The sequence below is a fragment of the Parvularcula lutaonensis genome, from assembly GCF_014651915.1.
GTDB classification, from domain to species: domain Bacteria; phylum Pseudomonadota; class Alphaproteobacteria; order Caulobacterales; family Parvularculaceae; genus Parvularcula; species Parvularcula lutaonensis.
Map to the genome: position 1 here is coordinate 695,186 of NZ_BMXU01000002.1, position 19,227 is coordinate 714,412.

General features: G+C 63.9%; 18 protein-coding genes. 12 read left to right on the forward strand and 6 right to left on the reverse strand.

Features of this window, described 5'->3' with window-relative positions:
• Positions 1-4: 4 nt before the first annotated feature.
• A complete protein-coding gene (locus IE053_RS11700; RefSeq protein ID WP_189576180.1) occupies positions 5-646 on the reverse strand; it encodes a M48 family metallopeptidase in 642 nt (213 codons plus the stop codon).
• 80 nt (positions 647-726) lie between these two features.
• Between IE053_RS11700 and mutS the strand changes: the two genes are divergently transcribed.
• Entirely contained in the window at positions 727-3,348 is a 2,622-nt protein-coding gene (mutS, locus tag IE053_RS11705; protein WP_229786202.1) for a DNA mismatch repair protein MutS, read from the forward strand.
• On the opposite strand, the gene IE053_RS11710 is transcribed toward mutS, so the two are convergent.
• Together IE053_RS11710 and IE053_RS11715 are read right to left on the reverse strand one after the other, a co-directional pair.
• Entirely contained in the window at positions 3,345-4,070 is a 726-nt protein-coding gene (locus IE053_RS11710; RefSeq protein WP_189576184.1) for a hypothetical protein, read from the reverse strand. The genes mutS and IE053_RS11710 overlap by 4 nt on opposite strands.
• 4 nt (positions 4,071-4,074) lie before the next feature.
• Entirely contained in the window at positions 4,075-4,875 is an 801-nt protein-coding gene (locus IE053_RS11715) for an inositol monophosphatase family protein (protein ID WP_189576186.1), read from the reverse strand.
• Between the two features lie 850 nt (positions 4,876-5,725).
• Between IE053_RS11715 and IE053_RS11720 the strand changes: the two genes are divergently transcribed.
• The 3 genes from IE053_RS11720 (at position 5,726) to IE053_RS11730 (ending at position 9,267) form a co-directional block, all read left to right on the forward strand.
• The gene (locus IE053_RS11720; RefSeq protein WP_189576187.1) at positions 5,726-7,450 is read left to right on the forward strand and encodes a class I adenylate-forming enzyme family protein; all 1,725 of its coding nucleotides are present in this window, start codon (positions 5,726-5,728) and stop codon (positions 7,448-7,450) included.
• Between the two features lie 81 nt (positions 7,451-7,531).
• Entirely contained in the window at positions 7,532-7,912 is a 381-nt protein-coding gene (locus IE053_RS11725) for a BlaI/MecI/CopY family transcriptional regulator (protein WP_189576188.1), read from the forward strand.
• Positions 7,909-9,267 (forward strand): M23/M56 family metallopeptidase, encoded by a 1,359-nt coding sequence (locus IE053_RS11730; RefSeq protein ID WP_189576189.1) that lies wholly within the window; start codon positions 7,909-7,911, stop codon positions 9,265-9,267. Before IE053_RS11725 ends, IE053_RS11730 begins: the two co-directional genes overlap by 4 nt.
• A gap of 46 nt (positions 9,268-9,313) precedes the next feature.
• On the opposite strand, the gene IE053_RS11735 is transcribed toward IE053_RS11730, so the two are convergent.
• Together IE053_RS11735 and hisI are read right to left on the reverse strand one after the other, a co-directional pair.
• The gene (locus IE053_RS11735; RefSeq protein WP_189576190.1) at positions 9,314-9,595 is read right to left on the reverse strand and encodes a hypothetical protein; all 282 of its coding nucleotides are present in this window, start codon (positions 9,593-9,595) and stop codon (positions 9,314-9,316) included.
• 101 nt (positions 9,596-9,696) lie between these two features.
• Positions 9,697-10,059 carry a phosphoribosyl-AMP cyclohydrolase gene (gene hisI / locus IE053_RS11740; RefSeq protein ID WP_189576191.1) on the reverse strand — a complete coding sequence of 121 codons (363 nt, stop codon included), beginning with the start codon at positions 10,057-10,059 and terminating at the stop codon, positions 9,697-9,699.
• A gap of 180 nt (positions 10,060-10,239) precedes the next feature.
• Between hisI and IE053_RS11745 the strand changes: the two genes are divergently transcribed.
• Positions 10,240-11,778 (forward strand): flagellin N-terminal helical domain-containing protein, encoded by a 1,539-nt coding sequence (locus IE053_RS11745; protein WP_189576192.1) that lies wholly within the window; start codon positions 10,240-10,242, stop codon positions 11,776-11,778.
• A gap of 41 nt (positions 11,779-11,819) precedes the next feature.
• Here the strand turns inward: IE053_RS11745 and folE are convergent, their stop codons facing one another.
• Positions 11,820-12,449: a GTP cyclohydrolase I FolE gene (gene folE / locus IE053_RS11750; protein ID WP_189576194.1), complete on the reverse strand. Its 630-nt coding sequence runs from the start codon at positions 12,447-12,449 to the stop codon at positions 11,820-11,822.
• Positions 12,450-12,618: 169 nt separating this feature from the next.
• Between folE and cysS the strand changes: the two genes are divergently transcribed.
• The 7 genes from cysS (at position 12,619) to IE053_RS11785 (ending at position 19,223) form a co-directional block, all read left to right on the forward strand.
• Complete coding sequence (cysS, locus tag IE053_RS11755; protein WP_189576195.1) at positions 12,619-13,989, forward strand: cysteine--tRNA ligase; 1,371 nt, start codon at positions 12,619-12,621, stop codon at positions 13,987-13,989.
• A 71-nt stretch (positions 13,990-14,060) separates the two neighbouring features.
• Positions 14,061-14,414: a VOC family protein gene (locus IE053_RS11760; protein WP_189576197.1), complete on the forward strand. Its 354-nt coding sequence runs from the start codon at positions 14,061-14,063 to the stop codon at positions 14,412-14,414.
• Between the two features lie 78 nt (positions 14,415-14,492).
• The gene (locus tag IE053_RS11765; protein WP_189576198.1) at positions 14,493-14,927 is read left to right on the forward strand and encodes an iron-sulfur cluster assembly scaffold protein; all 435 of its coding nucleotides are present in this window, start codon (positions 14,493-14,495) and stop codon (positions 14,925-14,927) included.
• Positions 14,917-15,141 (forward strand): membrane protein insertion efficiency factor YidD, encoded by a 225-nt coding sequence (gene yidD / locus IE053_RS11770; RefSeq protein WP_189576200.1) that lies wholly within the window; start codon positions 14,917-14,919, stop codon positions 15,139-15,141. The genes IE053_RS11765 and yidD overlap by 11 nt, the downstream gene beginning before the upstream one ends.
• An 88-nt stretch (positions 15,142-15,229) precedes the next feature.
• Positions 15,230-17,188 carry a threonine--tRNA ligase gene (gene thrS / locus IE053_RS11775; protein ID WP_189576202.1) on the forward strand — a complete coding sequence of 653 codons (1,959 nt, stop codon included), beginning with the start codon at positions 15,230-15,232 and terminating at the stop codon, positions 17,186-17,188.
• The gene (locus IE053_RS11780) at positions 17,185-18,351 is read left to right on the forward strand and encodes an O-antigen ligase family protein (protein ID WP_189576204.1); all 1,167 of its coding nucleotides are present in this window, start codon (positions 17,185-17,187) and stop codon (positions 18,349-18,351) included. Before thrS ends, IE053_RS11780 begins: the two co-directional genes overlap by 4 nt.
• Complete coding sequence (locus IE053_RS11785; protein WP_189576206.1) at positions 18,351-19,223, forward strand: glycosyltransferase family 2 protein; 873 nt, start codon at positions 18,351-18,353, stop codon at positions 19,221-19,223. The genes IE053_RS11780 and IE053_RS11785 overlap by 1 nt, the downstream gene beginning before the upstream one ends.
• Positions 19,224-19,227 lie beyond the last annotated feature (4 nt).

Sequence of the window (19,227 nt, forward strand, 5' to 3'; positions counted from 1 at the left end):
GCTCTCAGGTGGCCCCGTAGGCGAAGAGCCCGTGCCCGTTTTCGCGCAACCAGCGATCATGGCGGTCATAGTCCGGCATCAGCCTGCGGACGGTTTCCTGGAATTCAGGGCCATGGTCCATGACGATCCGGTGCGCAGCCTCATGCGCTGCGACGGCCGAGAAGACCTCCCGCGGGGCAAAGGCGAGGCGCGTGTTCAGCACCGTCGCCCCATCCTGCGCGCAGCGGCCCCAGAGCGTCTTCATGTCCCGGACCCGCGTATCCCGCGGCTCGACGCCAAGCGCGCTCCAATAGATGAAGAGGTCGCGCCGCGCCGCATCGAGGCAGGCGGCGCGGACGAGCCGCCGCACGGCCCTGTCCACCTGTTCGGGCGAGCCCTCGGGGATCAAGAGGGCGTCCAGCGTCATCCTCGCGCGCCCTCGCTCGACCGGTCTCACCAAGCGGTCCTGACCGAGCACGGGCAGCACGGATCCGAAACGGAAGGGGACCGGATCGGGCGTCTCCGCCAGCCTTTTTTCCACATAGTCAGTTTTCGTCCGCAGCCAGCGGTCGGCAGCCTTCGAACTGCCCCTTGTGGGAATCGTCAGGTGGATGACCCCGCCCGAGACTCGTAGGACATAACGCCGGGCGCGGGCGTGCCGCCGCACCTTGACCGGGACCGCACGTCCCGAAGCCAGCAGCAGTGGCGCGACGGCGTCCTTGTCCGCAGAACCGGAGGCAAATGGCGATGAACGCGACAGCTCAGCATCCTCCCGAGATTGCGGGGAAGGTCACCCCGATGATGGCGCAGTACCTGCGCATCAAGGCGCGGGCTGGCGACGCCCTCTTGTTCTACCGAATGGGCGATTTCTACGAGCTGTTTTTTTCCGACGCGGAGAAGGCGGCGGCGGCGCTCAACATCACCCTTACCAAACGCGGCCAGCATCAGGGCGAAGACATCCCGATGTGCGGCGTGCCGGTCCATGCGCGCGACCAGTATCTCGCCAAGCTCGTGCGCCTCGGCTTCACGGTCGCGATCTGCGAACAGACCGAGGACCCGGCCGAAGCAAAGAAGCGCGGATCGAAGGCCGTCGTCGAGCGCGACATCGTCCGGATTGTCACCCCAGGGACCCTCACAGAAGAAAGCCTGCTCGAACCCTCGGCGCCGAACCACCTGGCGGCGCTGGTCCGCGATGGGGACATGGTGGCCGTGGCAGCGACCGACCTCTCGACGGGAGAGGTCATCGTCGACGGCGGACCTGCACCATCGGCGCCGGATCTTCTGGCAAGCCTGGCCCTCAGTGAGCTGATCGTTGCGGACGCCGGCGACGCTCCGCCGCTTTCCCACGCGAAGATCACCGAAGCGGACCCGCGGAGTTTCTCTCCCAGCTCGTCGCATGACAGGATATGCGAGGCCTATGGCGTCAGCGAGCCTGAAGGGCTGGGCCTTCACGGCCAGCTCGAAAAGCAGGCACTCGGCGCGCTTCTGTCCTATCTCGAGCTGACGCAGATCGGGAGCCGACCAGCGCTCCGTGTGCCGAGGACTGGAGCCGCAGCAGGAAGCATGGCGATCGACGAAGCGACCCGGCGGTCTCTCGAACTGACCGAGAGCCAGTCCGGCGGACGCAGGGGCTCACTCCTCCACGCTATCGATCGCACGGTGAGCGCGGGTGGCGGCAGGCTGATGCGCAGTTGGGTCGCAGCACCCCTTCTCGATGCCGGGCTCATCCGGACGCGGCAGGATGGCGTGGGTTTCCTCGTCTCGGACAGCTTCCTGCGCGACGATCTGCGTGCTGAGCTCAAACGCATGCCTGACCTTGCCCGTGCCGTCAGCCGGATTGCGCTTGATCGCGGCGCCCCTTCCGACCTTGGCCTCGTAGCTAGAGCGCTCGCGGCGGGGGAGGCGCTCGGCTACCGGCTGGGCGCTGCTGGCCCTCTTCCTGAAGTCTTTGGTGACGTGCAGCTTCCATCATCGCTGAGTGAACTTCGCAACCTCCTCGATCGTGCGCTTGCGGAGGAGTTGCCGCAGCGCAAGGGTGATGGCGGCTTCATCCGGCAGGGGTTTGACGCTGATCTCGACCGCTCCCGCGAACTCCAGAGCGGCGCCCGGCAGCTGATTGCGGGTCTCGAGGCGCGCTACCGCGAGGACACCGGCATCAAGGGCCTTCGGGTCAAGCACGACAAGGCGCTCGGTTACTGCGCCGAGGTAGGCAAGGCGCAGGCCGAGAAGCTCTCCGGCCACGATCTTTTTACCCAACGACGGACACTGACGACTGCCGCGCGTTTCACGACCGAAGAACTCGACGCCCTCAACCGTGACATCATGGAGGCCGAGAGCGCCGTTGCCACGCGCGAGGCGCAGCTGTTCCGTGAGCTGACCGATGCTATTTCTGTCCGGCGCGAGGCGCTCCTCGACCTTGCCGACCGCATGGCGACCATCGACGTCCTGGCTGCGCTCGCAGAGCTTGCAGAAGCTGAGAATTACGTCAGGCCGTCGATAGAGGAGGGCATTGCGTTCACCGTCGAAGGCGGCAGGCACCCGGTGGTCGAGGCAGCACTCAAGCGTGACCGGCAAAGCTTCGTCCCCAATGACTGCACCCTTGCCGACGGCGGCGCGGCCCAGCTCCAGCTTGTCACCGGACCGAACATGGCGGGGAAGTCGACCTATCTGCGCCAGAATGCACTGATCGCCGTCCTTGCCCAGGCCGGTAGCTTCGTCCCCGCACTGAGGGCCAAGATCGGCATCGTCGACCGGCTGTTCAGCCGCGTCGGCGCTTCTGATGATCTCGCGCGCGGCCGTTCGACCTTCATGGTCGAAATGGTCGAAACGGCGGCAATCCTGCATCAGGCGACGGAGCGCAGCCTCGTTATCCTCGACGAGGTCGGGCGGGGCACGGCGACCTATGACGGCCTGTCGATCGCCTGGGCGACGCTTGAACATCTTCATACGGAGTGCCGCTGCAGGGGATTGTTTGCCACCCATTACCACGAGCTGACCCGCCTTGCAGAGGAACTGCCGCGGCTGACGTCAGTGGCCATGACCGTCCGGGAATGGCGCGGGAAAGTTGTCTTCTTGCACGAGGTCAGACCCGGCGCGGCAGACCGCAGCTATGGTGTCGCCGTCGCCCGGCTGGCGGGGCTTCCCGAAGGGGTCGTCGCTCGCGCGCAGCAGCTCCTTTCGCTGCTGGAGGCGCAGGCCCCTGTCGGCGGTCTCGTTGCGGACCTGCCGTTGTTCGCTGCTGCTCCGCAGGCGGATGAAGAGGCTACGGACCCATTGCGTGACACGCTCGCCGCTCTCGACCCTGACGGGATGTCCCCGCGCGAAGCGCACGAGGCCCTTTGCAGGCTGAAGGACATGCTCGGCAGTTAGAAGCCGAGTTCAGCCTCGCTGGTGTCGAGGGTTTCATCCGCTATGGCCGCGAGGCGAAGGGCAAACCCTCCGACCCTCTCCCAAAGATAGAAGGCTTCGATGAGAGCTTCGTCGCGGCATGCTTCTTCGAGCGGTGCATTGAGGGCGAGGCGCCGGACGAAACCGCTGCGCGTGCGTTCGTCTTCGGTTGCTCCAGCATATCCGACCATCGGATGGTCTTCGATCGGGTTCCTGAAAGGCAGGTTCTCGACGAAATTCGACCCTTCATCGACGCGCTCGATCAGGCGGCGGAGGTCCTGGATCTGCCGCCGCTCTTTCGGAGCTTGTAGCCTCTTGAGGGCATCATCTTCTGTCAGGTCACGGATGGCCGAGATCTGGGGATAGAACCCCGGCGTGCCGCGGATCGCCTGGAGCCCGGCATCGACGGCCGCTTCCGCCTCGGCCATCACCGCGCAGGTGCTCAGGGCGTCGAGGGCATGGCGGACACGTTCGAGCGGTTCGGCATAATCGCTGCGATACTGCGCGACAATCTCGCGGTTCGCCTCGATTTCCTCAGCAAGCTGATCCAGAGCGGCAGCGTATCGCTCACGCTCGCTCCTCGCTTCGTTCCAGTTGCCGAGCTGGATGCCGAGGAAAACACCAAGCACGACGATCGCGAAATCGAGACCGACGGCGAACCAGTTCTGGTCCCGCACGTTCTTGCTGACTGACCGGAGGATCACAGGTTCAGCCTTTTCCGCCCAGAAGGACCCGGCGAATCTTGTCGTGCATCAAATGGTTCGTGGCCAGAATGCTCTTGTCGAGGTGGGGCTTGCCCTTGTCATCCTCGATAGTGGACACTTGGCCGCCTGCTTCCCGCGCGATCACGATCCCGGCGGTGACGTCCCACGGGTTGAGACCGCGCTCCCAGAAGGCATCGAGACGCCCCGCGGCCGTCATGCAGAGGTCGTAGGCCGCCGAGCCGAACCGGCGCACCCCGGACGTTTCCTTGAGGACACGCTCGACTTCGATGAGAGCCTGCTCGCGTCCGGGCTTGCCCTTGAACGGCAATCCGCAGCCGACCAGCGCTTCGGAGAGGTCTTCTCGGCCTGTCACCCGCAGGCGGGTATCGTTCATGAATGCACCGAAGCCGCGCTCGGCATAATAGAGCTCATCGAGAATCGGGGCGTAGACGACCCCGGCATAAGGCTCGCGGTCCCGCTCCAGCCCGATCGAGATAGCGAATTGCGGCATGGAGTGGAGGAAGTTCGTGGTGCCGTCGAGAGGGTCGACGATCCAGCGGTTCGACTTGTCGGTTCCTTCGATCTCGCCGGTCTCCTCCAGAAGCATACCGTATTTCGGTCGCGCCTTCTGAAGCGCCCGTCTGATCGCCTCTTCGGCGGCAAGATCCGCTTTGCTGACAAAGTCCGCCGCGCCCTTTTTGCGGACCTGCAACGCTTCGACCTCGTAGAAATCGCGGCGCAGGATACGGGCCGCGTCCTTGGCGGCGCCAATCATGACGTTCAGCAGGGGCGAGAGATGCGGCACGGGCAGAATTCCTTCGGAGGGTGAGACGGGCCCGTTAAGCGCCTCCCGACAGCTTTGCCAAGCGGGCTTCGGTGAAAGGGGTGTGAGGGGATGACGCGGAGGCCAAACGTAGCCCGTCACCGGGCGCCATCCCTGCCTGGCAGATAGGCGTCGATGGCCACCCGGCTTCGGACAAGCCAAGTACCGCGGGGGGTCCGGATACCTGGCGACCTTCACCGGAGTTCGAGCGGATCGCTGCGCCCGGCTTCGGCCTGAAGGTCCGTTGCAGACCGGCGTGTGATGGATGCCTCCGCCGATCCGGATACCGGGGAGGGAGAAGGGCTCTCCGCTCCCACGTGCCGCAGGGCGCGCCGGTATCGAGAACCCTTGGGCAAAGACCTGCGCTCCGGGTGAAGGGAGCTGGCAGGCCGGGTAACTTCGACACGTACGATGCGCACTAGACTTCTGGCCGACGTCTGATGTGACCGGAAAGCGGCACTACGCGGTGGTGAAAGATCGCGCACCAAGGGCTGGGCTAAGGTCAACCATCGGCGGCTTTTCGGGCCCGCCCGCAAGGCAATCCGTGCAGATAGGTGGCAGTCATCGTGAAATTCTATCTGCAGTCTTGGGCAGTTCGTCTTGCCGCGCGGTCCTCCGAATACCTACAATTGCGAGTATTCGAATGTCGTTCCGTCCTTTTCAACCTCCATTGAAGAGTGTCGGACCCGAAATGATTTTCGGCAATAGGTTTATGCAGTTGGCCTCGAGCTCACGGAACGTAACGAATAGAAACGGAACGCAGGTGGTCTCCCTGCACCGCTGCCGCTACAGGGTGACCAACCGATAATCTCGATAAGAGGAAACACCGAACATGGATGCAGGCGCCGTCCCGCCAATCACAACCGAAGAGCTGAACGAAGGCATCGAAAAGGTGCTCGCCGCGGGCGCGCCGTTCGCTGTCATGCCGATGACGGTCCGGGGTGTCGACTACCCCCGTGTCTTCGCGCTCTCGAACATGTCGCTCCGGGATGTCCTTGCCCTGAAGACCGCCGAGAACAAGGACCTGCCGTTCATCGTCTACGAGGACGAGCGCTACACGGTCGGTGAAGTCTGGGCACGGAGCATGCGCTTCGCGAACTGGTTGAAAGCGCAGGGCATCGGGCAGGGTGACCGCGTCGCCATCGCCATGCGCAACTATCCCGAATGGTGCGTGGCCTATCTCGGCATCGTCTGTTCCGGGGCCACGGTCGTGCCGCTCAATGCGTGGTGGCAGGCCGACGAGCTGCGCTACGGTTTGACCAAGTCAGAAGCGAAGATGGTGGTCGCCGATGCAAAGCGCGCGGAGATCATGCTGCCATGCAAGGACGAGCTCGGCCTGACCTTCATCGCAGGCCGCGAAGACATTCCGGGCCAGGACGAAAAGCTCCACGCGATCCTTGCTGACGATGCGATATCGATGGACGTGCCCCAGGATCCGATTGATCCGGACAGCGATTATTGCCTGCTTTTCACGTCCGGTTCGACGGGCAAGCCGAAGGGAGCCCTTCTTACCCATCGCGGCGTCCTGAACGCGGTCCTTTCCTGGTCCTTCACCCTCGAAGTGTTCAAGCTTGTCCGACCCGAAGTCGACCTCAGCCCTGAAAATCCCGGCATACTGCTCAGCCTGCCACTGTTCCACGTGACGGGCCTGCACTCGATCTTCCTGCTCGGCTATCTGTCAGGCCGGAAGCTCGTCTTCACCTACCGCTGGGATCCCAAACAGGCCGCGAAGATCATTCGCGACGAGAAGCTGACACATTTCCTCGGTGTGCCGACGATGGCCTATGATCTCGTCAAGGCGGCCGAGCCCGGTGATCTCGATACCATTGTCGATATCGGCACTGGCGGAGCCAAGCGCCCCGAAGCGCAGGTCGCCCTGCAGCGGGAGATGTTCCCGGAGATCAGCGCATCGTCAGGCTACGGCCTCACGGAAACGAATGCGCTCGGCACGCACATCGCGCTCGGCGACTATGTGAAGTACCCTTCGTCCACCGGTCGCCCGGTGCCTCCGGTGACGGAGATCGCGGCCTTCTCGCCTGAAGGCCAGCGCCTTCCTGATGGTGAAGAGGGCGAGATCTGCATCAAGAGCCCGGCCAATATGCGCGGCTATCTCGACAATCCCGAGGCGACTGCCGCGGCTTTCTTCCCCGAGGGCTGGTTCCGCACCGGCGATGTCGGCTTCGTCAACGAGGCCGGTTTCGTGACGATCACGGACCGTCTCAAGGACATGATCATTCGCGGCGGCGAGAACGTGTCCTGTCTCGAAGTCGAGAACGCCATCCATGAGATTGCGGGTGTCGATGAGGTCGCCGTCTTCGGCGTGCCCCATGAGAAGCTCGGCGAAGTGGTCGGCGCTGCGATCTACGGTTCGGACGACCTCGACCTCGAGTCTGTCCAGGAGCACGCCAAGGAACGGCTCGCGCCGTTCAAGGTTCCGACCCGCATCTGGCGCTCGCCGACGATGCTGCCGCGTGGCGCGACGGGGAAGATCGACAAGAAGGTGATCCGCCAGGTGACCTCGGAGAACCCGCCGCACTTCCAGCGCGGCGACGACTGACCCGACGGGCAGTTCCATAGCGCTTGACACCCTGTCGCGTCCGTGTGACGCATGTCGCACAATCGCGACAGGGAGCGCGCCATGGCCCAGAACCCTTCCGAGACGGAACTCGTGCTCCTCAAGGCACTATGGGCCTCGGGTCGCCTGAGCGCGCGCGAGGTGCATGACGCGACCGAGGCGCGCACCGGCTGGTCGTTCTCCGCGACGCGCAAGACGCTCGAGCGGATGGAGGCCAAGGGCCTGGTCAAGGTCGAGCCGGTCCACGGCGTAAAGACCTTTGTTCCCACCAAGGGAAAGCTCGAAGTGATGGCGCGGCTGATCCAGAATTTCGCGAGCCGCGTCCTCGACTGCGAGACGCCGCTGCCAGCCGCGGCTTTCACCGGCAGCCGGGTCATCGAGCCCGGAGAGGTCGACGAACTCGAAGCCCTTCTCGAGCGCCTGTCCGAGGAGGATAAGCCGTGAGCTTCCTGTCCGTTCCCGCGCTCCTCACATGGCTTGTCCTGCCGAGCCTTTTTGCCATCACCCTGTTAGCCGTTCGCCTCCTCATCGAGTGGCGCAGCAAACCGGCTCTCGAGGATACCACGGAGAAGCGCACACTGGCGTTGATGCTCCTGCCCTTCGTCGCAGGCGCAGCAATCGTTCCGTTTGCGTCCTATCTTCCTGGCATCGTGCCTTCGATGGCCTATGCCGAGCCGCTTTTGCTGGCTGCTCCGGATGCTGAACGAGCTTTGGACGGAGCGCACGTTGCTGTTGCGAGACCGGCCTTCTTCCTGCCCGTCCTTCTCGGTGCCTATGTCGCCATGGTCCTCTGGCGCCTTGCCAGAATCCAGAGGGCACGCCGCGCGCTCAGCCGGATCGCCGCAGGGGCGAGGCCGTCCGTCTTGGGACCGGACGTGGCTACCACAGCGGCTCTGCGGAGCCCCGTTGTCTGCGAACGCGGCACCGTCCTCCTGCCTGAGGCGTTCGCGACCGGGACCAGCCCCGACGAGCTGGCCCTCATCATCGCCCATGAGCGCGCCCACCACGCGCGTGGCGACCAGCGCTATTTTGTCATCCTTGCCCTGATTGATGCGGTGTTCTGGGCCCATCCGGCGATACTGCACCAGACCGCCCGCTGCCGACTGGCAGCGGAGCTCGCCTGCGACGAAGCCGTCTGTCGGCAGCGGCCAGAAATGCGCAAGGCTTATGCCGAGCTGATCGTCAGGGCGCTGCACCATGCCGCCGGAAGCGCACTGCCATGCGCCCCGGCGGTCTTTTCACCTCGAACCAAAGGAGAATTCGGCATGAGGTTGACCGAGATCATGCGCCCCCGCGCCAGGGCGGGCAAGCGGAGAGGAGGCATCGTCCTTGCCGCCGCCGTCGGTTTGCCGCTGGTGGCCGGGCAGGTCGCCATTGCGCAGCAGGGTGCGATAGCATTCACTGTGGCGCCTGTTGAAACGGGCAAGGTGACGAGCAGCTTCGGTATGCGCGAGCACCCGATCGAGAAGCGTCGCCTGATGCATCGCGGCACCGATATCGGTGCAGCACTCGGTACGCCGATCCAGGCTCCGGCAGCCGGTATCGTGACCATGGTGGTCGAGTCCGACGAGGGCTATGGCAATATGATCGAGATTTCCCACGCCGACGGCGTGGTCACCCGCTACGGCCAGCTCGATACGTTCAGTGTGCGTAAGGGAGAGAGGCTACGTGCTGGAGAGGTCTTCGCCACGGTCGGCCAGAGCGGTGCCGCGACCGGCCCACACCTCCATCTCGAAGTGTTCATCCATGGCGAGCGGGTCGATCCTGAGACAATCGTCAAAATGCCCGCTCGTCGCTAGGGCAGGAAAAGGCCGTGGTTCCCGGAGGCCACGGCCCTGATCTTCATTAGTTGGGGCTCAGCGATCCTTCACGACCCTGATTGATCTCGCGGCGCTGGGAAATCAGGTCGCCGGACGTTTCCGAGATCGTCCGCCATTCTTCCGCCGTGCGGCACACTGGCTTCTTGCGGAGCCGTGAACCGGTCGTCGTCTCGCCCTTGCAGATCAGCGCCTCTTTCGAAGTCTCCGCCGTTTGCGTTGTCTCAGCCGATCCTGTGGTCGTGCCCTCGGTGGTGGCGCAAGCCGCCAGCAGAGCTACGGCGGTCAGCGGAAGTAGTGCTTTGAGCATTTATGCTTCTCCTCGTTCCGAAAAACGATGCGGATGGTTCCGTTCGGTGTCAAAGGACAATCTGTACCTGCGGCAGGGGACATTCTCGCTCAACTACCGGATCACTCCGTCGGCTTCAGCCCGGCGCCCGTCACTTCCCGGTAGAAGCATGTCGGCCGACCCGTGTGGCAGGCGGCCCCCGTCTGCTCGACTTCGTAGAGAAGGGTATCCTGGTCGCAGTCGGCGAGGACGCGCAGGACCTTTTGCGTGTGCCCGGATGTGGCGCCCTTGTGCCAGAGTTCCCGCCGCGAACGCGACCAGTAGTGCGCTTCGCCGGTCTCGAGCGTTTTCGCGATCGCTTCGCGGTTGGCCCAGGCGACCATCAGGACCCGGCCACTCCCGGCGTCCTGCGTCACCACGGGCAGGAGGCCCTGGTCATTGAACTTCGGCTCGAAGTGGTCGGTTTCTTCAATCGTCTGGGTCATCGCCTCATCTTCAATCCCGCGGGCGCCCCCTAGCGGTCTCGTTTTCCCGGTCCTAGGGGCCTGCCGGGCCGATGCTTCCAATTTTCGCAATCGCTGTCAGCAGCCGGAAACACTGACGCGAATTCTCTTAAAAGCTCAGGCACACCTCTCGTGTAACTCTATCACGAGGGAGAGAGTATCGTGCTGCTGACCAATGCTTCGGCGATGACCGCCATGAGGACGCTGCGACTGGCCGAGAGCAATCTCGATACAACGCAGAACCGGATCTCGACGGGTTTCAAGGTCTCCAAGGCCGGTGACAACCCGGCGTTCTTTCTCGTCTCGAACACGGTCCGCGGTGACATCACGGCCTATGAAGGCCAGCGCGATACCCTTCTTTACGCCCTTGGCGCGATCCAGACGGCCCAGGCGGCGCAGTCCGAGATCGACAATGCTATCCTGAACATCAAGTCGGCCGTGGTCGCTCTGGAAACGGGTTCAGGAGAGAAGGAACTCGAACGCGTCATTCTCGAACAGGTCGATCAAGTCCGTAAGATCATCTCGGGGACAAGCTTCAATGGCATCAACCTGCTCGAACGCGACAATGTCGAGACGTTCCTTCTCGGCTATGAGCGCGAAGGGCGGAGCCTTGATTTCGATACGCTGTCGATCCGTGCACAGGGCCTAGCCCTGCGGACCGCTCCGGTCAGCGCGACGATCAACCCGCTACCGGGCGCGGCGCTTGATCTCAACTCGCAAAACACATTCGGCACGCCGGGCGCCTACACACCGCAGAGCCTCGGCTCGATCAGCGGCGTGAATGTCGGCCTCGGGGGCAGCGGCGTCAGCCAGCGGACATTCGCCATCAGTTTCGAGACCGGGGCTGACATCACGACCGAGCAGATCATCTACGAAGAAGGCGGCGGTATCCGTGGCCTGAACATCTCGATCAGGAACGGTCAGCTGGTCTTCGGTGGCTACAACATTCCGAACGACGGCACGACGCCCTGGGGCTACCGCGAGGCGCAGGCGACCGTGCAGGCCAACACGCGGTACACGGCGCAGCTCGTCCTGGACGGCAACGCCTCCGCCACGGGTGAGTTCAGGGCTTACCTTGACGGCACGCTCGTCGATACGGCGACGGGCGTCGGCGTCCTCTACAACCACGGCAACGCCATCGGTCTCGGCCGGATCGCCGGCAACGCCGTCGTCAATGGCGTGGTCAAGAACGACACGGGTGCGGGCCCTACGGGCAACCGGTTCCAGGGTGCGAACGACAAGGTCGTCCTCTACAACCAGATCTTCACGCCAGCCGAATTCGATCAGATGACGTCCTATCTGGCCGAGGGCTGGCTGCCACCGAAGGGCATCGCCTTTTATATCGGCAGCCAGGCGCGCCAGGACAGCGCGACGCTTGTCGAGCTTCTCGAAGCCGTCGCGCCTGTCGACCAGCCCGGCTTCTCGACAGCCGCTGCCCTCGAAGTGCTCGATGCCGCGCAGGAGAAGGCCAACCGTGCCTTCGCCCAGCTCGGCTTCTACGAGGACCGGATCACCGGCCAGCGCGATTACCTCATGGGCCTGACGGATTCCCTGGAAGAGGGCGTCGCGGCCCTCGTCGAAGCGGACCTGCAGGAGGAGTCGGCCCGGCTCCAGTCGTTCCAGGTCCAGACGACGCTCGCCCGGCAGAGCCTCCAGATTTCGAACAGCCGTTCGAACATCCTCCTGACCCTGTTCAACTAAAAAGGCCCCTGCGAAAGCAGAGGCCCTTGACCGACAGCAGGTTACTTGCCCGCGAGCCGCAGAAAGCGTTCTTCCATCTTGGGGTCATCCTTGAAAGCGCCGGTGAAGCGCGTCGTCACCGTATCGACGCCGTGCTTGTGCACCCCGCGGGTGGACATGCACTGGTGCTCAGCCTCGATCATCACGGCGACACCGCGGGGTTTCAGGACCTTTTGCAGGGTGTCGGCGATCTGGGCCGTCATCTTTTCCTGCACCTGCATGCGCTTGCCGTAGATATCGACAAGACGCGCAAGCTTGGAGATGCCAACCACGCGCCTGTCCGGCAGGTAGGCGATGTGGGCCTTGCCAATGATCGGCGCCATGTGGTGCTCGCAGACGCTCTCGACGCGAATGTCCTTCAGGAGGACGATGTCGTCATAGCCTTCGACTTCCTCGAAGACCCGGGCGAGGATTGCCTCGGGGTCTTCGCGGTATCCGCCGAACCACTCTTCATAGGCCTTCGCGACGCGCTTCGGCGTGTCGAGCAGTCCTTCTCGTGTCGGATCGTCCCCGGCCCAGCGGATCAGCGTCCGCACGGCCTCTTCGGCTTCGTGGCGGCTGGGTCGGCTGGAGACGTAAGTTTCTTCTTCGGGCGTGGGAACCACGCTCTCATCGTAGGCAATGACGCTCATGGAAGGTCTGTCCTAACTGTTCGGGGGCCCTTTCAGGCACCGATTGAGCCGCAACTTTTCCCTCGCTCCTCGAGTGGGCGGCTCCGGAATATATGGCGATCAGGGCGCAAAACGCCAACCTTTGCGCCGCGACGTTGCGTCCCGGCAAGGCTCAGGGCATGGAAAACCCATGAGCCAGAAGATCCATGTCCACGACACCTTCCGCGGCGAGAAGGTCGAGTTCCGCCCTGCACAAGAGGAGCGGGTGACGGTCTATTGCTGCGGACCAACGGTCTATGCGCCGCCACATATCGGGAATGCGCGGGCAGGGGTGGTTGCGGACCAGATGGTGCGCCTTCTCCGCGAGGTCTATGGCGAGAAAAACGTCGTTTACGCCCGGAACCTGACCGATATCGATGACAAGATCATCGCCGCCGCCAACGAGGAAGGCGTCGATATCGAGATCATCACGGCGCGGGCAACCGAGGCTTATCTTTCGAATCTCGAGGCTCTGGGCTGCGACCTGCCGGACATGATGCCGAAGGCCACGGGCCACATCGATGCCATGCAGTCGATGGTGACGAGCCTCCTGGAGCAGGACTTCGCCTATGTCGCCGAGGATCATGTGCTTTTCGACACCCAGGCGTTCCCCGGTTACGGTAGCCTCAGTCGTTTGAACCGCGACGACATCATCGCTGGAGCGCGGGTGGAGGTCGCGCCATACAAGCGCGATCCTGCGGATTTCGTGCTGTGGAAGCCCGCCAAGGAAGGCGAGCCCGGTTGGGATGCTCCCGAGGCTTGGGGCATCGAAGGGAAGGGGCGGCCGGGCTGGCACCTCGAATGCTCCGCGATGATCGAAGAGAATCTCCGTGCGCCGATCGACCTCCATCTCGGCGGTCTCGACCTGCGCTTCCCGCACCATGAGAATGAAATCGCCCAGAGCTGCTGCGCCACTGATCTCGGCGGCGTGCCCCTCGCCCGGCACTGGATGCACAATGGGATGCTGCGCATGGGCGATACGAAGATGTCGAAGTCTCTTGGCAATATCGTGACGCCTACGGAGCTTCTCGAGGAATGGCACGGCGAGGTACTGCGCATGGCGCTTCTCTCCGCACAGTACCGCCAGCCCCTCGAATGGTCGGACCAGCTCCTCGAGGCCTCGAAGGCGCAGCTGGACAAGTTCTATCGCGCGGCAGGCGACGCGGAGCCGGGCGATGTGCCCTCATCCGTCCTCGAAGCATTGAGCGATGACCTCAATACGCCCGCGGCATTTGCCGCGATGCATGAGCTGCGTGAGAGAGCACAGGCAGGCGATGCCGAGGCCAAGTCGGGCCTGCGTGCCGCAGGGCGGCTCCTCGGCCTGATGCGGGAGACCGAAGCGGCCTGGTTCAAGGGTGGGGCTTCCGCGGACGATGCGCGAATTGACGCGCTGTTGGCCGAACGGGCCGCAGCGCGGGCGGCCAAGAATTTCGCTCGAGCCGACGAAATCCGTGACCAGCTTTCAGCCGAAGGCATCATCATCGAGGACAACCCTGGCGGAGCGACCTGGCGGCGAGGCTGACCTGCGGTTCGCGGTTGTAGCTTCGCACCGGCCGTTCGAAGCTCCTCCCCTGCAGTTGGAGGGATCCCGCCATGGCCAATCCGGTTGTCCGTTTCGATATCGGTTGCAAGGACCGCGACAGGACCGTTGCATTCTACCGGGACGTCTTCGGCTGGTCCGGCCATGACACAGGTTTGAGCACCGAAGTCTCCACCGGCGAGGGCGGCATCGACGGCGCCATCACCGCGCTTGGCCATGAGCCGCACAACTACGTCATGGTCTACATGCAGGTCGCCGATTGCGACGCTCATTGCGAGAAGATCAAGGCCGCGGGCGGTGAAATCGAGGTCGGCCCCATCGATATCCCCGGCGACAGGGGCCGCTTCGCCTGGTTCAAGGACCCCGAGGGCAATCGCCTCGCAATCTTCCAGCCGCCAGCGGAGTGATCGCTTTCCCTTACAGTTTCGCCGGTGCGGAGGCCGACGGGCTTCTTTTCGGCGCTTTGATCGCCTATCTCTTGGGCGATGGATGATCTCTATTCGAACCGCCTGCTCGAAGCCGCAGCCTCGCTCCCCCCTGCAGCTCGTCTGGATGCCCCCTCCGGGCAGGGCCGCAGGACCTCGAAGGTGTGCGGTTCGGAGGTCGAAGTGGATCTCCTCCTGGAAGACGGTGTCGTCCGCGACCATGCGCTCAGGGTGAAAGCCTGCGCCTTGGGACAGGCATCTTCGTCGCTGCTGTCGGGGCTGCTGAACGGCTCGACAGCCGAAGAGCTCCGGGCCCTCCAGCCGGTGATGGAGAAGATGCTGCGTGAAGGCGGACCAGCGCCAACGGGACGCTTCTCCTCGCTCGACGTGCTGAGGCCGATTGCGGAGTATCCGGCCCGGCACGCCTCGACGCTGTTGGTCTTCGGCGCTGTGGTCGATGCCCTCGATGAAGCCGAGGCCAGGGATGCTGCTTGACCGGGCGGCCCGAGGCGCGATCATCGCCTACCGCTATACGCTCAGCCCGTTTCTCCACCTCGTCGGGGTCCGCTGCCGGCATGAGCCGACATGCTCCGCCTATGCGCTCGAAGCTTTCGCCAAGCACCCGCCGCTGAAAGCAGCGCGGCTGACAGCCAAGCGGCTCGGCAACTGCCGCCCCGGCGGGACATGGGGCTACGACCCGGTTCCCTGAGTCCCTTTTCAGCGCCGGAATCCGCGCCAAGCCTTGACCTCAGGGAAAGGTGCGGCGCACACCGTTCTTCTGTACGACAGAGACCATCATGCCAGTCATCACGCTACCTGACGGCGCAGAACGCGCCTATGACCACCCCGTATCCGGCGCGGACATCGCTGCCGACATCTCGAAATCCCTCGCCAAGAAGGCCATCGCCATGAAGGTCGATGGTGAGCTCATGGATCTCGACCACGTCGTCGAGAAGGACGCGCAGGTCGCACTCGTGACCCGGGACGACGAGGAGGGGCTCGAACTCATCCGCCACGACGCCGCGCACCTCCTGGCCCAGGCGGTGCAGGCCCTGTACCCCGACACGCAAGTGACGATCGGCCCGGTGATCGAGGACGGCTTCTTCTACGACTTCGCCCGCGACGAACCCTTCTCGACGGAGGATTTCGAGAAGATCGAACAGAAAATGAAAGAGCTCGTCGACGCCGACCTTCCCACCCGTAAGGAAGTCTGGCCGCGCGCCGAGGCGATTGCCCGCTTTGAAGCGCTGGGCGAGCACTACAAGGCCGAGATCATCCGCGACCTGCCAGAGGACGAGGAGATCAAGGTCTACCACCACGGCGACTGGTACGATCTCTGCCGTGGTCCGCACCTTCCGTCCACGAAGCATATCGGCAAGGCGTTCAAGCTGATGAAGCTGGCAGGTGCCTACTGGCGCGGCGACCACCGCAACGCCGTGCTGCAGCGCATCTACGGCACGGCCTGGGCCAACGAGAAGCAGCTCAAGCAATACCTCCACCGCCTCGAAGAGGCCGAGAAGCGCGACCACCGCAAGCTCGGCAAGGAAATGGACCTCTTCCACCTCCAGGACGAGGCGCAGGGTTCGGTCTTCTGGCATCCCAATGGCTACACAATGTGGGTGGAGCTCGAGGCCTATATCCGACGCAGGCTGAACGATGACGGCTATGTCGAGGTGAAAACCCCACAGCTGATCGACGCAAAGCTGTGGGAGAAATCGGGCCACTGGGGCAAGTATTCCCAGAACATGTTCGTCGTCCCCGACGATGTTCCGGATACGGTCAGCGACGGGGCGACCTTCGATCCGGACGCCAAGCTCATGGCGCTCAAGCCCATGAATTGCCCGGCGCACGTGCAGATCTTCAATCAGGGCATCAAGTCCTACCGTGACCTGCCCATGCGCATGGCCGAGTTCGGCTGCTGCCACCGGAACGAGCCGCACGGCGCGCTTCACGGCATCATGCGTGTGCGCCAGTTCACCCAGGACGACGCGCATATCTTCTGCCGCTGGGACCAGATCGCCGAGGAGACGAAGAAGTTCTGCGCGCTCGCATCGTCCGTTTACGAAGATCTCGGTTTCGAAGACGTCCGCATCGCGCTCGCCACCCGGCCGGAGATGCGGATCGGGACCGATGAAGAGTGGGACCGTATGGAAAGGGTGCTGGGCGATGCCCTCACCGATGCCGGGCTCGACTACGAGGTGCTGGAGGGCGAGGGGGCTTTCTACGCGCCCAAGCTCGAATACCACCTGCGCGACGCGATCGGCCGGTCGTGGCAGTGCGGCACGCTCCAGCTCGACCCGCTGCTTCCCGAACGCCTCGATGCGACCTTCATCGACGAGGACGGCTCCAAGCAGCGCCCTGTGATGCTCCACCGCGCCATCCTCGGATCGATGGAGCGTTTCATCGGCATGCTGATTGAAAACCATGCAGGCCGGATGCCCCTGTGGCTCTCGCCGACCCAGGCCGTGGTGACGACCATCACCTCCGACGCTGACGCCTACGCCCAGGAAGTTGCTGAGGCGCTGACCAAGGTCGGGCTGCGCGCCAAGGCGGACACCCGCAACGAAAAGATCAACTACAAGGTTCGCGAGCACTCCAATGCCAAGGTGCCCGCTATCCTCGTCTGCGGTGGCCGCGAAGCCGAAGAGCGGACGGTCTCGATCCGTCGCCTCGGCTCGAAGGAAAACCGCACCATCTCCCTCGATCAGGCCATTGACGAACTGGTCAAGGAAGCGACGCCTCCAGATCTTCGGTGACCGGAAGTTTCTGGCGCGTCTGGATGATCTTCGCAGCGGCGGCGCTCGCACCGACGCTGCTTTTCTCGTTCCGGGCGCTCTGGATCGTGCAGCTGGCCTTCTGGCTCCCTGCCGGGGTTCTGGCGCTAGGCCAGCCGCGCGCGTGGCTCGACCTGCCGCGCTGGAGCTGGTTCATTCTCGCCCTTCTCGGTTGGGCCGCCGTGACCCTCCTTTGGACCCCGTCGCCGCGCGGTCCCGGCGACGTTGCCGGGCATGCAATCCTCGTCCTCGTCAGTATACAGATGCTACGCTTCCGGGTCGTGGAGGCGCCCATCTTTGCGCTCGGTGTTTTCGCGGCACTCCTCCTTGTCACGATCGATATCGCATTCGGCAATGCGATCAGGGAAGCCGTGCCGCCGGAGAACCTCCCGGCGAAGGATGCGATCGGCTCGGCCCGTGGGCTCAGCCTCATCCTTCTCATGTTGCCCCCAGCGGTGCTGACGCTTTCGCGACAGGCGAGGGGCAGGGCGATCGTGCGCAGTACCGGTCTGATTGCGGGCTTCGGGGCCGCGGCTGGGGGCATTCTTGCGAACGGCGTCGCTCTCATCGCAGGCATCGTCGCCTTTGCCGTGACGGGACTCCGGCAGGTGGTCGGACTGAAGGCGCTCATCGCTCTTTGGGGCGGCGCGCTGGCAGCTCCCTTCGCCCTTGCCGCCTTCTTGCCCGGTGTCGACAGGCTTGCGCAGATCACCGCGCTGCCGGACTCGACCGTCCATAGGCTGATTATCTGGCGGCAGGTTCTCGACCTCTGGGTCGAGGGGCGCACGCTCTTTGGCGCAGGTGCCCGTGCCACCCATACGCTCTCGCCGGAACTCGGCAAGATCGCCCTTGCGAGCGGCACGGATGTCTCTCTCGTCTCGGCCCATCCGCACAACGTCCCGATCCAGATCCTCTACGAATTCGGGCTGTTGGGATACGGACTGACCCTGGCAGCGGTCGTTCTCGGTGCGCAGGTGTTGCTGAGGCGGACATGGCGACCTGACGTGGCAGCGGCGATCGCTGCACTGGGCGCGGTCCTCCTCGTCTTCGTGACGATCGATACCGACCTGTGGAGCGTCTACACCTGGTCGGCGACCGTTCTCTCGGTCTGCGGCCTCAAGGCTGTCGCGGCGGAGCGGTCCTGATGATCTCTGTGGTGATCGTCAGCTTCCGGACAGGCGCTATCCTTTGGCGCTGCCTTGAAAGCGCACTCTCCGCGGGGGGAGTGGGCGAAGTCATCGTCGTCGATAACGGCAACCCGAAAGAGGTCACCGACCAGCTTGCCAAGCGGGCGGAGGCGGAGCCGCGCATGTCGCTTCTGACCGGGCATGGAAATATCGGCTTCGCGGCAGGCTGCAATCTCGGCGCAGAGCAAGCAAGGGGCACGCACCTCCTGTTCCTCAACCCCGATGCCATCCTGCCGATCGAAGCGGCGGCACAGCTCCGGGCGGCGGGCGAACGTCAGGCAACTGAGCATTGGGCGACAGGGCCAAGGCTCTGCGATCCCGACGGCCAGGAGCAGCGCGGCTCCCGCCGGGCCATCCTGACCCCGTGGAACGCTTTCGTTGAAGCGACCCGGCTTTACAGGATCGCGCCGCGCCATCCGGCGTTTCGCCGTTTCAACGAACACGAGGCACCCAAGCTCGACAAGCCGACACCGGTGCCTTGCCTCTCAGGCGCCTGCTTCCTCGTTCCCCGCGCCACGTGGGAGGCCCTTGGCGGCATGGACCGGAGGTTCTTCCTCCATGTCGAGGACGTGGATTTCTTCCTGAGGCTGAACAAACTCGGCGGCACCGCTGTTTATGTTCCCGGTGTCGAGGTCATTCATCACAAAAGCTCGAGCGAAGTCTCGCCGCTGGAAATCGAACGTCGCAAGAAGCAGTCGATGAACCTCTACTTCGCGACACATTTCCGGGGAGTTTATCCGCCGGGCTTCCTGACGCTGCTGCGCGGAATGCTGTGGATCAGCTTCGCGTTCCGTAGCTTGAAGTTCCGCGTGGTGAAGAGACAGCCCTAGCGCG